Annotated in this window: 15 protein-coding genes and 2 pseudogenes; 7 read left to right on the forward strand and 10 right to left on the reverse strand. The window is 70.0% G+C overall.

Annotated features, from left to right (window positions below):
* The first annotated feature begins 154 nt into the window (after positions 1-154).
* Positions 155-1,051, forward strand: coding sequence for a hypothetical protein (locus WMF12_RS47025; protein ID WP_437856223.1), 897 nt, complete (start codon positions 155-157; stop codon positions 1,049-1,051).
* 410 nt (positions 1,052-1,461) lie between these two features.
* Here the strand turns inward: WMF12_RS47025 and WMF12_RS47030 are convergent, their stop codons facing one another.
* Positions 1,462-1,785 (reverse strand): hypothetical protein, encoded by a 324-nt coding sequence (locus WMF12_RS47030; protein WP_437856228.1) that lies wholly within the window; start codon positions 1,783-1,785, stop codon positions 1,462-1,464.
* 518 nt (positions 1,786-2,303) lie between these two features.
* On the opposite strand from WMF12_RS47030, the gene WMF12_RS47035 reads away from it, so the two are divergent.
* Both WMF12_RS47035 and WMF12_RS47040 read left to right on the forward strand, forming a co-directional pair.
* Positions 2,304-3,257 (forward strand): esterase/lipase family protein, encoded by a 954-nt coding sequence (locus WMF12_RS47035; protein WP_437856238.1) that lies wholly within the window; start codon positions 2,304-2,306, stop codon positions 3,255-3,257.
* Positions 3,257-3,598, forward strand: a complete 342-nt coding sequence (locus WMF12_RS47040) for a hypothetical protein (protein ID WP_437856243.1) — start codon at positions 3,257-3,259, stop codon at positions 3,596-3,598. The genes WMF12_RS47035 and WMF12_RS47040 overlap by 1 nt, the downstream gene beginning before the upstream one ends.
* A 318-nt stretch (positions 3,599-3,916) precedes the next feature.
* On the opposite strand, the pseudogene WMF12_RS47045 reads toward WMF12_RS47040, so the two are convergent.
* Positions 3,917-4,810 (reverse strand): annotated as a pseudogene (locus WMF12_RS47045) (PA4780 family RIO1-like protein kinase); the annotation flags it as partial.
* 145 nt (positions 4,811-4,955) lie between these two features.
* Here WMF12_RS47045 and WMF12_RS47050 point away from each other — a divergent pair.
* From WMF12_RS47050 to WMF12_RS47060, 3 genes and pseudogenes are all read left to right on the forward strand, one after another.
* A pseudogene (locus WMF12_RS47050) lies at positions 4,956-5,342 on the forward strand (hypothetical protein); the annotation flags it as partial.
* An 8-nt stretch (positions 5,343-5,350) separates the two neighbouring features.
* Positions 5,351-5,956: a Uma2 family endonuclease gene (locus WMF12_RS47055; protein WP_437856252.1), complete on the forward strand. Its 606-nt coding sequence runs from the start codon at positions 5,351-5,353 to the stop codon at positions 5,954-5,956.
* A gap of 208 nt (positions 5,957-6,164) precedes the next feature.
* Positions 6,165-6,665, forward strand: a complete 501-nt coding sequence (locus WMF12_RS47060) for a VOC family protein (RefSeq protein WP_437856260.1) — start codon at positions 6,165-6,167, stop codon at positions 6,663-6,665.
* Positions 6,666-6,756: 91 nt separating this feature from the next.
* Here WMF12_RS47060 and WMF12_RS47065 read toward each other — a convergent pair whose 3' ends face one another.
* From WMF12_RS47065 to WMF12_RS47085, 5 genes are all read right to left on the reverse strand, one after another.
* The gene (locus WMF12_RS47065; protein WP_437856266.1) at positions 6,757-7,494 is read right to left on the reverse strand and encodes a hypothetical protein; all 738 of its coding nucleotides are present in this window, start codon (positions 7,492-7,494) and stop codon (positions 6,757-6,759) included.
* Complete coding sequence (locus WMF12_RS47070) at positions 7,481-8,095, reverse strand: RNA polymerase sigma factor (RefSeq protein WP_437856273.1); 615 nt, start codon at positions 8,093-8,095, stop codon at positions 7,481-7,483. The genes WMF12_RS47065 and WMF12_RS47070 overlap by 14 nt, the downstream gene beginning before the upstream one ends.
* Before the next feature lie 185 nt (positions 8,096-8,280).
* Positions 8,281-9,537 (reverse strand): PAS domain-containing protein, encoded by a 1,257-nt coding sequence (locus WMF12_RS47075; protein ID WP_437856283.1) that lies wholly within the window; start codon positions 9,535-9,537, stop codon positions 8,281-8,283.
* A 219-nt stretch (positions 9,538-9,756) separates the two neighbouring features.
* Positions 9,757-11,595, reverse strand: coding sequence for a DUF459 domain-containing protein (locus tag WMF12_RS47080; RefSeq protein ID WP_437856293.1), 1,839 nt, complete (start codon positions 11,593-11,595; stop codon positions 9,757-9,759).
* Positions 11,596-11,688: 93 nt separating this feature from the next.
* Positions 11,689-12,774 carry an aldo/keto reductase gene (locus WMF12_RS47085; RefSeq protein ID WP_437743240.1) on the reverse strand — a complete coding sequence of 362 codons (1,086 nt, stop codon included), beginning with the start codon at positions 12,772-12,774 and terminating at the stop codon, positions 11,689-11,691.
* Between the two features lie 93 nt (positions 12,775-12,867).
* On the opposite strand from WMF12_RS47085, the gene WMF12_RS47090 reads away from it, so the two are divergent.
* A complete protein-coding gene (locus tag WMF12_RS47090) occupies positions 12,868-13,296 on the forward strand; it encodes a MarR family winged helix-turn-helix transcriptional regulator (protein ID WP_437743241.1) in 429 nt (142 codons plus the stop codon).
* 15 nt (positions 13,297-13,311) lie between these two features.
* Here the strand turns inward: WMF12_RS47090 and WMF12_RS47095 are convergent, their stop codons facing one another.
* The 3 genes from WMF12_RS47095 to WMF12_RS47105 are packed head-to-tail and all read right to left on the reverse strand — an operon-like array spanning position 13,312 to position 15,071.
* The gene (locus WMF12_RS47095; RefSeq protein WP_437743242.1) at positions 13,312-13,809 is read right to left on the reverse strand and encodes a hypothetical protein; all 498 of its coding nucleotides are present in this window, start codon (positions 13,807-13,809) and stop codon (positions 13,312-13,314) included.
* 4 nt (positions 13,810-13,813) lie between these two features.
* Positions 13,814-14,329 carry a hypothetical protein gene (locus tag WMF12_RS47100; protein WP_437856312.1) on the reverse strand — a complete coding sequence of 172 codons (516 nt, stop codon included), beginning with the start codon at positions 14,327-14,329 and terminating at the stop codon, positions 13,814-13,816.
* A gap of 19 nt (positions 14,330-14,348) precedes the next feature.
* On the reverse strand, positions 14,349-15,071 hold the full coding sequence (locus WMF12_RS47105; protein ID WP_437856316.1) for a hypothetical protein: 723 nt from the start codon (positions 15,069-15,071) through the stop codon (positions 14,349-14,351).
* Between the last annotated feature and the right edge of the window lie 51 nt (positions 15,072-15,122).

A 15,122-nucleotide genomic window follows, 5' to 3' on the forward strand; every position in this document is an offset into this window, starting at 1 on the left:
CAGGTCACATGGCGTGACAACTCGAGGGAGGTGCCCGGAATTGAAGAGCAGGACACGGCTGCTCCGGCTCCTGCGGGCCCCACGCATGAGCTTGGCATACCGCCTGGAGAGCCAGCATATCCAGCGTGGCTGTAACCACCCGAGAGACGCCCCGATGCCCTCCGTGACCCATGAAGCCCTGGTGGAGCTGTTCAAAAACCGGCCGACGCTGGCTGCCGAGATGCTGCACGACGCGCTCGGCCAGCCTGTACCGGCCTTCACGGAGGCGCGCGTCGTGTCCTCCGACCTCACCGAGATCCTGCCCTCGGACCGGCGCGCGGATGTCATCCTCGTGCTGCTGGTCGGCGAACAGCAGCGGCCCGCGACGGCGATCGTGGTCGAGGTCCAGCTCGGCGTGGATCCGGAGAAGCCGTACGTCTGGCCGGTGTACGTCGTGCAGACGAGGGCCCGGCACCGCTGCCCGACCCAGCTGCTGGTCGTGACGATCGATGCCGAGATCGCGAGGTGGTGCTCGCGGCCGATCGACACGGGCCACCCCGGCTTGACGCTGACCCCGCTGGTGCTGGGGCCCGAGGGCGTCCCGGTCGTCACCGATGCCGACCAGGCGAGGGCGGCGCCCGAGGTGGTCGTGCTCTCGGCGATGGCGCACGGGCAGGGTGAAGCGGCAGAGGCGATCGGCGTGGCGTTCCTGGCGGCGGCAGGCGGGCTCGATGAGGAGCGCCGCGCCGTCTACGGGGACCTGGTGCTATCCTCGCTGAACGCAGCGGCGAGGCGGACGTTGGAGGCGATGATGAAGAGCGGATACGAATTTCAGAGCGAATTCGCGCGCAGCTACGTGGCCAAGGGCGTGGAGAAGGGGCGGCAGCAGGGGCTCCTCGAAGCTAAGGCGCAGGCCGTGCTCGCTGTCCTGGAGGCCCGCGGGCTGGAGGTCCCTGCCGAGGTCCGGGGGCGCGTCCTCGCGAGCACGGATATCGCCGAGCTGGACCGCTGGATCCGCCGCGCTGCGTCCGTCGGCGACGCCGGCGAGCTGCTCGCGACGACCGGCTCCTGAGCGCGCACAGCGTCAGGAAGCCGTCGAGCGGCCGGCGACACGGCCACGCGCCGATTTCGTGGTGCCCGGCGCGCCCGCGCCCAGGATCGTCGACTCTGGCGAGAGCCGCAAGAGGCCGTGCCCATGGCGATGGCCGGGTGGTTACCGCCGAGCGGCCGCTACGCCGCCGTCCACGAGTAGGCCCATCGCCGGGCGCAGTGCTGTTACCGAACTGGTTAGATGGTGGTCCTGCACCTTTTTTCGCTCGCGCTGGTTGATGGCCATCCGGTGCCCGGAGCCCCCGCCGCAGGCTCCGTCACGAGGCTCCCTGGAACGCCGATCGGGGAGGGAGCCCCGAGCTCGTCGCGCGATCCCTGCGCGGGTGTTTCAGTGAAGACCGCTCCTGAGCTCAGCGAGATACTCTTCCGACACTACCCCGACCTCGGTCGGGTCGCTCCGACGAGCTCGATGCGGCTCCACACGTCGCCCTCACACGAGCCCTCGGCTTCGATCCAGGCGCGGCAGAGCTCACACTCGGTATAGATCTCGAAGTGCGCGGGCAGTCGGAAGCGCTCCCGGTCGGACGCCGGTATGGCACATTCCTCGTCGACGTGTTGCCGAGGCGGTGAACGCATCCCCTGCACCCATTCGAACAGGCCGCAGGGACCGTCCTTTCCCTGCCAGCCGTCGACCGTAGTCCCGCACCTGGGGCAAGCGAGCTGCGGCACCGGCGTATACCAGTCGAACATCCCCATGATGAAAACCTGTCAATGAGGTCGGTCCGCCCAACGGCTCGGTGGTGCGCTGCCGCGCCGCAGGCGGGGTCGGCACCAGCGCTCCGTCGGTCGCACCTTTCGTGGCATCTTGAACGGTTCGCGACCTGGACGCCACGCGGCTTCGCCTCGTTGCGCCGCCTGTTCGCGTCGCGGATCCGTCGGTGGGGTTCGGGCGCTCGGGTATTCCCACGGCGTCGTGCGGGCGCAGCCCGGGTCGCTGGACGTGGCGAAGGCGGCGGCTACTCCGACCCGGGTCGCCCCGACCCGGGTCGGTTGCTGTCCGCTCTGGTCGCGCTACGCGACGGCGCCCGGCTCGGTTGCGACCGGCTCGGCGGACTTCGGCCTGCGAGCGCCGCCCTGGCGGAAGGTCCCGAGGAAGTCGAGCAGCAGCTTCCAGCGGGCCGGCAGATTCGGCCACCGAGGGCCACCGTCCGGCGCAGCGGGGCCCGGCGTCGCCCCCGGCGCCGAACCGTGCCAGGATGCGGCCGGGTCGTCGCATGGGAAACCACCTGGAGCGGGTCGTCGGGGTGCTCAACGGCGTCCTCGGCGACTACCTGAAGCGGACAAGCAACGGCCTCGCGACCACGATGCAGCTCGTCCGCGACGGGCACCCCGTGCCGCTTGCCAGGGCATTTCCCGCGGCCGTCTCTGCCCAGGCCATGCCCCGCATCGTCGTGCTCGTGCACGGGCTGATGAGCACCGAGGAAGTCTGGACGATGCCGGACGGCGAGACCTACGGATCGCTCCTTGCGCGCGACCTCGGCTACACGCCGCTTTATGTGCGGTACAACAGCGGCCTCCGTGTCTCCGAGAACGGCGAAGCCCTGGATGTCCTCCTCGAACAGCTGGTCTGCGCCTATCCTGTTGCCGTGGAGGAGCTGGCCCTCATCGGCCACAGCATGGGCGGCCTCGTCGCGCGCAGCGCCGCGCACGCGGCCAGCGACAAGGATCGACGGTGGCTGCCCCTCGTCAAGCGGGCCTTCTATCTCGGCACACCGCACCTCGGCGCCCCGCTGGAGCGCTTTGGCAACGTGGTCACGTGGGCGCTCGCGAGCATCGACAATCCGTACACGAAGCTCATCGCCGACATCGTCGACCTCCGCAGCGGCGGGATGAAAGACCTGGCGTATGCCAATCTCCGCCGCGAGGACTGGGAGGGCGCCAGCGCGAACGCCCTGCTCCAGAATCGCCGCCATCCCGTGCCCCTGCTCCCCCACATTCGCCATCATCTCATCGCCGGCGCGCTCACGGCCGACCCGAGGCTCTCCCTCCTGTTCGGGGACGCGATGGTTTCGCTGCGGAGCGCCACGGGGCGGGCGGTCGTCGAGGACCGGTGCTCGCCCTTCCCTCAGGAGCACGCGCGGATCATGCCGTCGCTCGGACACCTGCGCCTGGCTCACGACCCGGACGTCTACGCGCAGATCCGCGCGTGGTGCGAGGAGGCGGTGTGATGGACCGGTGGCGCGGCTTGAAGGACCTCGTGCAGGACGCGGTCGACCACGGCTCCCGGCGCGTGGAGCGCCTCCAGAAGCACGCGGCGAAGCTGCCCTTCGACCTGCTGGAGCAGATTCCCCCGATCAAGGCGCCGGTGAGGGGGATCCGGCTCATCCACGATACGACGCTGTCCGGCGTCCACGGGGCGATCCGCCTCGTCAACCGCGCCGTGGGGGGCGCGGTGGATGTGGTCCTCTTTCTCGTGGAGCAGAAGGCACGGCCGGGGGAGGCGCCGGCCGGCAGCGCGGGTGCCACGCCGGACGCGCCCTCCGGGAGCTCGGACGACAAGGTGATTTGAGCCCGGCATCGGACGCGGATGTCGCCGGCGAACTTCACCCAATTCCCGCGGCTTGCCGAGATCATGCCGGTGCAGCTGTTCTTTACATTGAACCTGGGCTGGGAGCTTTCGCCATGAACACCCGCAGGCGGCTCGGAGACGTCAAGCCCGGCGAGCGTTCGCCGCGCCGCCCGCCTGTGCTGGGCGCGTGTTCGCCGCGCCGCCCGCCTGTGCTGGGCGCGTGTTCGCCGCGCCGCCCGCCTGTGCTGGGCGAGTGTTCGCCGCGCCGCCCGCCTGTGCTCCCTGAGCGTTCCGGCGCGCGCGGTCTCGCGGGCCGCTCGGTAGAATCACCACCTCGACCTTGCGAGGCGGGGACGATACGCCCCGCATGCTCAGCCCCTGCGTCTCACGGCGGCGGCGCTCGTCGTGGTTGGCATCGCTGATGAGCCCCAGGACCGCTTCGGTATCGACCCGCCCCGAAGACGCCCGGAAACGGCCGCTCAGCCGTGTCTCGGGCGTGAGCTGGCTGCACGCGTAGAGCTCCCACATCTCCTGCGCGTAAGGGCGGGGCTGTCGATTGGGAGCGAACCGAGAGAGGAAGCGCTGGAGGTTGTCGACGTCGCGCAGCAGCAGCTTTCGCGCGTTCTGATTGCTGGAAGCGTCCACTGCCTGCGGGAAATCGATGATGACCGGCCCGTCCGCCCCCATCAGCACGTTGAAGTCGGACAGATCGCCGTGCACGACCCCGGCGCTCAGCATCCGGACCGCTTCTGCCAGCAATCGGTCGAAGACCCTCACCGCGTCGTCGGGGTTCAGGCGCACCTCGGCGAGCCGCGGGGCCGGGCTGCCGTCGGCGTCGGTGATGAGCTCCATGATCAGCACACCGTCGATGAAATGGTGGGGTATCGGGACGCGCACCCCCGCGTCGCGCAGGCGGAAGATCATGTCCACCTCGGTCGATCTCCAGGCGGCTTCGTCCTGCGCACGACCGTGGCGCGAGCGCTTGTTGATCGCGCGCTGATCGCGGCTGTTGCGCACCTTGCGCCCCTCCGTGTACTCCGCCCGGTTCTTGAAGGTCCGGTCCTGCGCCTCTTTGTAGACCTTGGCCACCCGAAGCTCGCCGCCGGAGCGCACCAGGAAGACCTCCGCTTCCTTGCCGCTCATCAGCGGGCGCACGACCTCCTCGATGAGCCCTTCGTCGGCCAGAGACATCAGGCTGCTGGGAATTCGCATCTCGTTCTTGCTTCTCCGCCGGGGATCGTTCGCAGCCTTTTAGCCACACCCCCTGGGGCGCCGCAACTGGATTGGTCCTCCCCGCTTCCGCGGACACCCCGGACGACACCAGGAAGCAGGAATGGGACGGTGAAAGAGGAGGGCGTTCATGCCCGAGTCGAAGGCGGAGGTGTTACGGCTGGCGAAGGTGGGCGACCGGAGCATCGGCCAGGTGGCGACGGACCTCGACCTGACCGAGACGGCGCTGCGCGACTGGATCAGGCGCGCGGAGGGGATAAGACGAACAAGGCCGATCGCGGGGAGCAGGGGCAACAGCTGCGAAGTTGCCGAAGCGTGCTTCCAAGGATTCGTTGTGCCCGAAGCGCCGGAACGCCGCGGGGCCGGTAGGGTGGACGCGGGCCCGCCTCCGGCGACCGCCTGCGCGCCGGCGTCCTCGCCCTCACCTGGGCCCCGGCATCGTGAGCCAGGCGCCCGAGCTCGGACGGCGCTGGAGCAGGCGCTCGCCCCGGCCGCAACCGCGCTCTCGTGGTAGGGTCGGCCATGAGCACCGGCGTGCTGCCGCACCACCTGGATCCCGCCCGCAACGCACCCGAGGTCGAGGCAGCATTCGCGGCGGTGCCGCCCGAGCAGGTGGCAGAGATCCTCGACGGGGAGCTCTTCACCTTTCCGCGGCCCGGCCGCCCCCACACGCGCAGCGCGTCGCGCCTGACGATGAAGCTCGGCAGCGCCTTCGACCTCGGCGATGGAGGGCCCGGCGGCTGGGTGCTCCTGGATGAGCCGGAGCTCCACCTTGGGCCGCGGCCCGACAAGGTGGTGCCCGATCTCGCAGGGTGGAAGCGGGAGCGCATGCCGGACGCCCTCGGGGACGAGGACACGCCGGCGCACTACGACGTCCCTCCGGACTGGGTGTGCGAGGTGATCTCGCCGCGTACAGAGCGCGTCGACCGGGGGAAGAAGATGCGGATTTACCGGCGCGAAGGTGTCGGGCACGTGTGGCTGCTCAGCCCCTTGCTGCGGACGCTCGAGGTGTACCGACTCGAGGGCGGACGGTGGGTGCTGCTCGAGACCTACGAGGAGGACGCCAAGGTGAGGGCTGAGCCGTTCGATGCGGTGGAGCTCGATCTGGCGGCGGTCTGGACCAGATGACCGATCGCAGGCCAGCGCGCCCCATCGGGAGTGGACATCGATCGATGCGGTGGTGCTGCGCGCGCTGAGCCTCGGCGGCTCCCCGCCTCGGACGAAATGTCCCGGAGCTCCAGGTCGACCTCGCCTGCCTCGACACAATGGACGACCAGACGCGCTATCCGATCACGAAGAGCGCTCCACCGGCCGGAGCTGGGCTACCGTGCTCGCCATGAACCTCGCCGGAATCGCCCACATCCAGCTCTCGGTCACGGACTTCCCGCGCAGCCGCGCGTTCTACCGCGCGCTGTGCGAGCACTTCGAGATGCAGTGCCAGTACGACGATCCGGGCAGCGAGGACGAACGGCCCATGCTCTATTACATCGGCGGCAAGACCGGCCTGTTGATTCGCCCCGTGAACCCGGAGCACGCCGGCGCCCGCTTTCACCAGTACAAGCCCGGCCTGCACCACCTGTGCTTCCGCGCCCGCAGCCGCGAGGATATCGACGCATTCCACGAGTTCTTCGAGAGCACGCTGGCCGCGCTCGGCGGCAAGCTCGTGCAGGCGCCGCAGGACGGTGCGTGGGCGGCAGGTTACTACTCTATCGTGTTCGAGGATCCGGACGGCATCCGGCTCGAGATCAACCACGTCCCCGGCAAGGGCAACCTGTCCGAGGGCGTCGAGCTTCCGCTGCCCGCGCGCGTCCCGGGGGGCGTGCCCGAGCAAGCGTGAGGCGGCGCTGTCTTCTCCGCCTTCCTTGGGCGACGAGCGCGTCGCCTCGCGCGCTGCTGAGCTCCGCGGGCGCTCCTTCCGCCTCGTGCGGCTACGGCGGAGGCCCCATCTCCGCGTCGTCCTGCGGGGGGCCCTCCAGCTTGATCTGCACCTTCACCTTCCGCTTCTCTCCGTCCCCCTCGATCTGCACGTCGACCTTCCCCTCGACCCCTTGCGCCGCGAGCTGCTCCATCACCTGCCGCCGCGCCGCCTCCACGTCGTCCTTGTCGAGCACGTCCAGATCGAGCAGCTCGTGCCCGAGCTTTGCTCCCAGCGTCCCGCGCACGGTCCCCGCCAGCACGTCCTCCCGGATCTCCGCGCCGGCGAGCGCCGGGAACGCCGCCCGGATCCGCTCGGCCACGTCGCCCTCCGGCACCTCGTCGCCCCACACGTCGAGCGTCAGCGTCGTCGCCCCGTCCCCGCGCCGCCCCCGCACCAGGCCCCGCGCCCTCCGCTCCGTCTTTCCCTCGCCGCGCACGGCCGCCATGAGCGCCTCGGGCTCGGGCAGCTCCGCGCCGTCCGCCACCTGGATGCGGATGCTCCGTCCCACGGGCACCTCCACGTCCGCCGGCGCCACGCACGCCGCCGCCCCGCACACCGCTGCCGCCGCCGCCACCATCAGCGCCTTGCGCAACCAGAGCCGCTTCATCGGGACCACCTCCTGCTCGGGGTAGAGCTGGCCGAACGCCGCCATCAGCTCGCCTTCGAGCTCGCGCGCGTGCTCTGGCCTGAGCGGCGCCGGCTCCCCGAACAGCCGGCGCAGCTTTCGTCGCACCTCAAAGCCCAGCATTGGAAACACCCTCTCCGCGGGGCTCGCCCGCGTCCTGCTCGGCGCGCGCCTCGAGCCGCGCCTTCAGCTCGCGCAGCGCCCGCGACGCCCGCTGCTTCACCGCGTCCGCACGGAGCCCGAGGAGCTCCGCGATCTCCTGGTGTTTCAGCCCGTCGCCGTACCGCAGCGCCAGCACCTCCCTCGCCTCCGCCCCGAGCTCCTCCAGCGCGTCCCTGACCGCGCGGAGCTCCTCGCCCCGCACGAGCGCGTCGAGCGGCGTCCCCGCCTCGTCCGCGAGCACGCCCGCGAGATCGTCGATCGGCGCCTCGTGCCGCGCCGCCCGCGCGTGGTCGATGACCAGGTTCCTGGCCATGGCCAGCACGAACATCCGCGGCGTCCCCTTGCGCCGATCGAACTCTCCCAGCCGCTCCAGCAGCCTGTGGAAGACCCGCGCGACGAGATCCTCCGCGTCCTCCCGCCGGCCCACGCGTCGCGAAACGAAGCGCGCCACCGGGTCGTACAGCTCCTGGTAGAGCGCCCGGAACGCGCCGCGATCGCCGCGCCGGGACGCCTCGATCAGCTCGCAGAGATGGTCATCGCGGGAGGGCCAGAGGAAGCTCATCGCGGGGCTCACCCTCCTCTACGGCAGAGGCGCCAGAAGGTGACAGGCGAGCGGTCGATTCGTCGGCTGCGGTTGCCCTGGACGACCCGGCGACGGCGCGCCCGTGCGGTCCTCTCGCCCTCCCGGCGACGTCTCGTTCGCACACGTCGGTCAGGCCGACGTCGCTCACGCGGCGAGGTGGCCGTTCAGCTGGGGATGGCTCCCCCCCTGCGCTCCCTGGTCCGCAGCGCGTAATCGATGCCGCTGCGCAGCGTGGCCTCTGTCACCAGGCCCTGCCAATCCACGCCGAGGTCGATGAGCATCCGCGCGATGGCTGGCTGAATGCCCGTGAGCACGACCCTCGCCCCGAGCAGCCCCACCGCGCGAGCGGCTTGCAGGAGCACCCCCGCCACCTGGGCGTCGACCGATCTCACCCCTGTGATGTCGATGATGGCGATGGTCGCCTGGTGCGCGCCGACCCCGGAGAGCAAGGTCTCGATGATCCGGCTCGCCCGCTCGGGATCGAGCGTGCCGATGAGCGGCATGACGAGCACCCCGTCGGCGATCGGCAGGAGCGGCGTCGCGAGCTCCCGGATGATCGCCTGTTGCGCCGCGATGACCGCCAGCTGCGCCTCCTGGCGTTCGGCCTCCGCCCGCTTGATGGCCGTGATATCGATGGCCGCGCCCCCGACCGTCCCCTCCGGGATGCCAGGACCCCGGACGGGAAACTTGACGGAATGGAACTGCTTTATCCCTTCTGTCGGGTGAGGGACGCTCTCCTCGAACGCCGTCGCGACGCCGGTGTTCCTCACCGCGTCATCCGCGGCCTTCACCTGCGCGACGATGTCGTCCGGGAGCATGTCGTGGTCGCGCATGCCAGCGCCGCTCCCCGGCTTCATGCCCATGAACCGTTCGAATTGAGCGTTGATCACGACATACCTGCTGTCCGGATCCTTGGCGAACATCATGGCAGGCATGTACTCAAGGAATGCGTGGAACAGCGCTTCGCTCTTCTGCAGCTCCACCTCGCGGCGCGCTCTCTCGGTGACATCCTCGGCCGAGACGAGGATCTGATGCGCCGCCCCGTCGTCGCCGCGCGTGAGGACCAGGCAGCACAGGGCAAAGGAGCGCTCCACGTCTCCGGTGCACCGCGCGCGCAGCGCGCGTTCGAAGGGCTGGCCGTCCAGTGAAGCCGTGAGCTGCCGCACATGCCCCGCTGACGCATCGAGGTCCTCGGGGTGGATGCGAGAGATGAGGGCCTCCCAGGTGCGCTCTGGCGTCTCCTGGTCGTTGATCCCGAGCGCCCGGACGAAGGCGCGATTGCGGGCGACGATCCGCCTGTCCCTGACATCGAGGACACAGAGGATGGTCGGCGCCAGGTCAAATATCTGCTCGACCAGCGTGCCCTCCGGCCCCTTTGCCCGCGCGGCCATCGAGCCGTTCGAGGTAGGCGTATCCGTCATATTGTCCGTGCCCTCCTTGTTGACGCCTAGCGGATTTCTTCGCCTGTGTGGTGCGAGAATTCGGTGCCGCGCGGCGGAACAGGCGGGCGAACGAGCGCATGGCCAGCAGGGCAGAGCGCGTGGGGCTGTGCCGATCGATGTGGGCAGTGCTTCACTTCACCGCAGCAGCGATTACGACTCTCGAGGCCGCCCGGCGGCTCATCCAGGAGGCGTGCCCGCTCAGCGGGGCGGCCCGGGGGCCGCCGCACGCGGCTTCGCGCGGAGCTCCGCGAGCGTCCACTGCGCCACGCCGCGCGCCCCGTCGATCGTGAAATGCACGCCGTCGGGCCGGATCGCGCCGTCCTCGTACATGCGCCGGCACTCGCCGCCGGGGCAGATGTTCTCCTGGAGGTCGAGGAGCGCGACGTCGGGCAGCGTCGCGACGACCTTCCGGATCGAGCGGTTGATGCACGTGACCTGCTCGCGGACGTCCTTCGTCTCCCAGTCGCCGAGCGCGTAGGGGACGGTCGCCATCCAGACGCGCCCGTGCGGGTTCCGGAGCTTGTCGAGGTTCGTGACGAGGTTCGCCTCGAAGCGCTCGTGCCACGCCGGCTTGCACGCCTTCGTCCACTCGTCGTTCGCCGTGATGCCGTGCATGAAGGCGCCGCCGAGGTAGAGGACCGCGGCGTCGGGCTTCGCCTGCGCGAGGAGCGCGGGCCACTCCGTCATGCCGCAGAGGTCCGCCATGATGGTGCAGCCGTCCCGCCCGTGGAGGTCCACCGCGAGCCCGCGCTCCTGCAGACCGCGGAGCGCCCAGCCGAGCGTGTTCGCTGTCGAGTCGCCGACGACGACGACGCGGAACGTGACGTCGTCCTTCACGACCGCGGTGACGAGCGCGTTGAACATCGCGGAGCCCTTCGGCGCCTCGCCGTCCTGCGCGTGGGTCGCGCGGACGGCGATGAGCAGACCGAGCGTGACGCCGGCCGGCACCGCCCAGAACGAGCGCCCCTTCGGCAGCCCGCGCTCGCGGATCGGCTTCTCGAGGAAGCGGTAGGAGACGAGCGCGACCGCGAAGGTGATCGCGAAGCGGAGCGCGGTGAGGGCGGGGCCGTGCAGGCGATCGCTCGACACGAACACGTGCACCGGCCAGTGCCAGAGGTAGACGCCGTAGCTGATGGTGCCGACCCACGCGAGCGGGCGCCACGCGAGCGCGCGCGCGACGAGGCTCCGCGAGCCCTGCACCGCGCACGCGATGAGGACGAGGGCCCCGAGCTCCGTGAGCCAGAACCCGCCGTGGTAGAGGAGCCACGACTGGCCGTCGAACACGGACCACGCGATCGCGAGGCCGATCGCCGAGGCGACGCCGGCGCCGTCGAGGAGGCGCACCGCGCCCGCGGAGAGCTCGGCGCGCGGCGTGAGCACCGTCGCGAGCGCGGCGCCGAGGAGGATGCCGGAGGCGCGCGTGTCCGTGCCCATGTACACGCGCGTCGTGCTCTCTGGCGCGAAGAGGACGAGCATCGCGATCGCGGAGAGCGCGGCCAGCGTCAGCGTGAGGACGAGCACGCCGCGGCGCGACCACCGCGAGAGCACGAAGACGATGACGAGCGGCCAGACGACGTAGAACTGCTCCTCGATCGCCAGGCTCCACGTGTGCTCGAGCGGCGAGCGCGACGTGAAGATCTCCCAGTAGCTCTTGTGCGCGTAGATGGCGCGCCAGTTCGCGACGTAGCCGAGCGTCGCGAGCACGTCGGCGCGGAGGCCGGCGAGCGCGCTCGGCGGCCCGAAGAGGCGCCCGTGGAGCACGACCACCGGGACGAGCGCGAGGAGCGCCGGGAGGAGCCGGCGCGCGCGGCGGATCCAGAAGTCCTTGAGCGAGATCGCGCCGCGCGCCTCGTGCTCCGCGAGGAGGAGCGACGTGATGAGGTAGCCCGAGAGGACGAAGAAGAGATCGACGCCGAGGAAGCCGCCGCGCAGCATCCCGTTCGCGTGGAAGAAGAGGACGCCGAGCAGGGCGAGCCCGCGCAGCCCGTCGAGCGCGGGCAGGTGTGGGAAGAGCGGGCGACGGGCGGGCGTGTCCACGAGGCGAGGGGCGAGACTATCAAAACGCCCGGGCGGCGCCTCCCCTGCCGCGCGCTCGCGTCACGCGGATCGCGCCGTGGTCGAGGTTACTCGTCAGTAATGATCGCCCTTCTTCGTGACGCCGAAGGGGATGAGCTGCGACGGTTGACCGTTGATCGTCGTCCCCCCGGCCTGGATCATGTGCGCCAGATCGAGGAACTCGGCCGGGAAGTTCAGCTTCGGAGCGGTGAGCGCGTCGAGCGCCGCCGTCTGCTCCGGCGTGAGCTTCACCTCGAGCGCCCTCACGTTGTCGTCGAGCTGCGCCAGCGTGCGCGCCCCGATGATCGTGGACGACACCGTCGGGCGCGCCTGCACCCAGCTGAGGGCGACGCGCGCGACGGTGGTCTCGAGCTGCTTGGCGATCCGCTCGAGCTCGTCGATCACCGTGTAGCTCCTCTCGTCGAGGTAGCCCGCGGCCCACTGCCGCCCTTCCGGCTTGACCGTCGCGGCGTTCCTCCGCGTGTACTTGCCGCTCAGGATCCCGCTCCGCAAGGGCGACCACGGCGTCACCCCCAGCCCGAGCTCCTGGGCCATGGGGATCAGCTCCCCTTCGACCGTCCGCTCGAGGAGCGAATACTCGATCTGCAGCCCGATGAACGGCGCCCATCCGCGGAACTGAGCGATCAGCTGCCCTTGCGTCACCTTCCACGCAGGGGTGTCGGACACGCCGATATAACGCACCTTCCCCGACTGGACGAGATCGTGGAGCGCCGCCATGGTCTCCTCGATCGGCGTGAACTTGTCCCAGTTGTGCAGCCAGTAGAGATCGATGTAGTCGGTGCGCAGCCGGCGGAGCGACTGCTCGCAGGCGGCGAGGATCGATTTGCGGTTCGAGCCGCCGCCGTTGGGATCACCGACGTACAGGTTTCCGCTGAACTTCGTGGCGATCACCAGCCGGTCGCGCTTCTGCCGGTCGTGGCCGAGGTGGTCGCCGATGATCTTCTCCGAGTGTCCTTTGGTGTAGAGGTTCGCCGTATCGATGAAGTTCCCCCCGAGCTCGATGAAGCGGTCGAGGATGGCTTCGGAGTCCTTGACGCTGCTCCCCCAGCCCAGGTCTTCGCCGAACGTCATGGCGCCGAGGCAAAAGGGGCTCACCCGCAGACCTGAGCGACCGAGCGTGACATAATGATCGAGCGGCATCGCATCACCTCTGGAACTTGTTCCGTTTCGAACAGTTCAATATTGAACTAGTAGCGCCGCACCGCTTCATCGTCAAGCGCGAGCAGAGAGAACATGGACAAGCCTTCGCCCTGGGAGCTCTGGACGCTGAACTTCGAGTTCAGCATGGCGGTCATGGCCGAGGTGGAGCCCGAGGTGCGCGCGCTGGGGCTCGAGATGAAGGAGTTCTTCCTCCTCGGCAAGCTCGACGACCACCCTTACCCTGCCGAGCTGGCGCGCGCGCTGATCACGCCCAAGCCTTCGATCACCTTCATGGTGAAGCGGATGGAGGCGGCCGGCTTCGTCCAGCGTGAGACGGAGGCGGGCGATCTGCGGCGCTTTCGGCTGACGCTCACCCGCTCGGGGCGCAAGGCGATGGAGGCGGCGCGGGCGATCCTCGACGACGCCTTCGGGCGAAGGCTCGCGCGGATCTCGGCAGGTGAGCGCGCCGAGCTGGCGCGGCTCCTCACGCGGCTGACGGGGGAGCGCGCCCGCCCGCGCTGACGGCCGCCCTCGCGCTCACTCGTAGTCGCCCCTCAGCGCTTCGTAGAACGCGTCGCTCATGAGGTAGTCCGCCCACCACTGCTCGACCGGCGTCGCGCCCCGGCGCTGCTGGAAGAGCACCAGATCGTCCAGCTCGCCGTCGTACCAGCCCCACAGAAACCGGGCCCGCAGCACGTCCACGTTTCGCCTGCGGAGCTCGGCCACCGCGTCCTCGAGCGACTCGTCGTCGAACTCGTCGACCAGCGCCTCCGCCTCGTCGATGATCTCGCCGAGGTAGGCCAGCCCCTTCTTGGTGAGCTCGAACCGCGCCTTGCGGCGGTTGACCTCGACGAGGTCCGCGTTCACGAGCTCCTGCAGGACGTCCTCCAGCGGGCTCAGCTCGGACGGGAGCACGAGGGGCATCTCCATGCCTCCGTCGGCGGGCTTCAGGTCCATCTTCTTCAGCACGTAGATGCCGGCATAGACCAGCTTCTGCTCGCGCGACACGATCGGCTGTCTGCGTCCTTCGAACATCGTCTCACTCCGCGATGCGCCAGGCCTCTGCCTCGAGGCGGATATGCCGGCGACCGTCTGCGTCGGTGTCGAGCCACGCGTCGACGTCGCCGTCGGCATAATACACGGGGGTGCGCCCCGCCGCCTCCGGCCGCCGGATGCGCGCGGCGTGGGGGTTGCACATGGCGAGCACGATGGCGCGCTCGCCGGAGAGCGCGGCCGGCAGCCAGCGCTCGAGGAACGCCGACAGGAGCACGGTCACCGAATAGTCCTCGGCGACCTCCTCGACGAAGAACTCGAGCTCCACGTCATCGGGCAGCACCTCCGGCTCGTCCGCGGCGTGCACCGCCACGACGAGCGCGTCGGTCAGCCGGAGCGGCCCTCGATCCGCGCGGCCATCCAGCCAGAGCGCGTCCACCCGGCACCAGCCGAACTGCGTGGACTCCACGTCCGGCTCGTCGCGGTGCTGTTCGAGGTTCAGCAGCTCCAGCGCGGGACGGCAACGGAACGGGAGCTCGGAGATGCTTCGCAGGGGCTGCATCGCGGCGGCTGGCGCGCGGCTACGCGACCAGGCGCTCGGGCCTGCGGCCTCGCTCGCTGCGGCGGACGCCGAAGCGCGAGCCGGCGCCGGACTTGCCGCTCCCGAAGCGGCTGCCGCCGGCGTTGTTGTAGCGCCGCCCGGTCTGCGACGACTTGCTGCTGTCGACGCTGGACGGGTTCGAGGCGCGGTACGCCTCGCGGTGGGATCGCAGATCGGGCGCGCGGCCGGGCGGTGTGGTGTACGGCTGCGTGTACACCGGCACGTAATTCGGGCGCAGCGCCGACGACACCATGGCGCCGAGGAGCATGCCCGACGCCAGGCTCATCACCGGCGAGTGGTAGTACCCGTAGGGGCCGAACCCGGACGTCTGGATCTGCGCGGCGCCTTCGCCCGAGACGTCACGGCGGATCGTGAACACCTTCTCGGGGTCCTGCACGCCGCCGTCGCTGTTCTTGTCGAAGAACCCGGTGACGACCTGCGTCTTGGCGTCCAGGTCCTGTACGGCGACGCTGATGACCTCGCTCCCCTGGTAGATCTCGTTGACGCGCCGCTCGAAGTCCTCGGGCCCCTCGGCCGCCTTGAAGGCTTCGTTGACCTTGTCGAAGTCGAGCTCGACGCTGGTGTTCTCGGTGGTCGCCCAGCGCTCCCTGGACCGCCCGCCGCTGCCGCTGGAATCGCAGCCGGCGGCCGCGACGGCGAGGGCTGTCATGAGCACGACGGGCAGGGTGGTCTTCGTCATCATGTGGAGGGATCTGTCTGGTGCTGTTGGAGGATTCTGTCAAGCAGGCGCCGA

This window comes from Sorangium sp. So ce363 (genome assembly GCF_051520435.1).
Taxonomy (GTDB): Bacteria; Myxococcota_A; Polyangia; order Polyangiales; family Polyangiaceae; genus Sorangium; species Sorangium cellulosum_B.

What these genes read in the sequence shown, in the direction of transcription:
- WMF12_RS47060 (WP_437856260.1), top strand. Translation starts at nt 6,165, where the DNA reads ATGAACCTCGCCGGAATCGCCCACATCCAGCTCTCGGTCACGGACTTC.
- WMF12_RS47025 (WP_437856223.1), top strand. Translation starts at nt 155, where the DNA reads ATGCCCTCCGTGACCCATGAAGCCCTGGTGGAGCTGTTCAAAAACCGG.
- WMF12_RS47030 (WP_437856228.1), bottom strand. Translation starts at nt 1,785, where the DNA reads ATGGGGATGTTCGACTGGTATACGCCGGTGCCGCAGCTCGCTTGCCCC.
- WMF12_RS47105 (WP_437856316.1), bottom strand. Translation starts at nt 15,071, where the DNA reads ATGATGACGAAGACCACCCTGCCCGTCGTGCTCATGACAGCCCTCGCC.
- WMF12_RS47065 (WP_437856266.1), bottom strand. Translation starts at nt 7,494, where the DNA reads ATGCTGGGCTTTGAGGTGCGACGAAAGCTGCGCCGGCTGTTCGGGGAG.
- WMF12_RS47100 (WP_437856312.1), bottom strand. Translation starts at nt 14,329, where the DNA reads ATGCAGCCCCTGCGAAGCATCTCCGAGCTCCCGTTCCGTTGCCGTCCC.
- WMF12_RS47055 (WP_437856252.1), top strand. Translation starts at nt 5,351, where the DNA reads ATGAGCACCGGCGTGCTGCCGCACCACCTGGATCCCGCCCGCAACGCA.
- WMF12_RS47075 (WP_437856283.1), bottom strand. Translation starts at nt 9,537, where the DNA reads ATGACGGATACGCCTACCTCGAACGGCTCGATGGCCGCGCGGGCAAAG.
- WMF12_RS47095 (WP_437743242.1), bottom strand. Translation starts at nt 13,809, where the DNA reads ATGTTCGAAGGACGCAGACAGCCGATCGTGTCGCGCGAGCAGAAGCTG.
- WMF12_RS47090 (WP_437743241.1), top strand. Translation starts at nt 12,868, where the DNA reads ATGGACAAGCCTTCGCCCTGGGAGCTCTGGACGCTGAACTTCGAGTTC.
- WMF12_RS47085 (WP_437743240.1), bottom strand. Translation starts at nt 12,774, where the DNA reads ATGCCGCTCGATCATTATGTCACGCTCGGTCGCTCAGGTCTGCGGGTG.
- WMF12_RS47040 (WP_437856243.1), top strand. Translation starts at nt 3,257, where the DNA reads ATGGACCGGTGGCGCGGCTTGAAGGACCTCGTGCAGGACGCGGTCGAC.
- WMF12_RS47035 (WP_437856238.1), top strand. Translation starts at nt 2,304, where the DNA reads ATGGGAAACCACCTGGAGCGGGTCGTCGGGGTGCTCAACGGCGTCCTC.
- WMF12_RS47070 (WP_437856273.1), bottom strand. Translation starts at nt 8,095, where the DNA reads ATGAGCTTCCTCTGGCCCTCCCGCGATGACCATCTCTGCGAGCTGATC.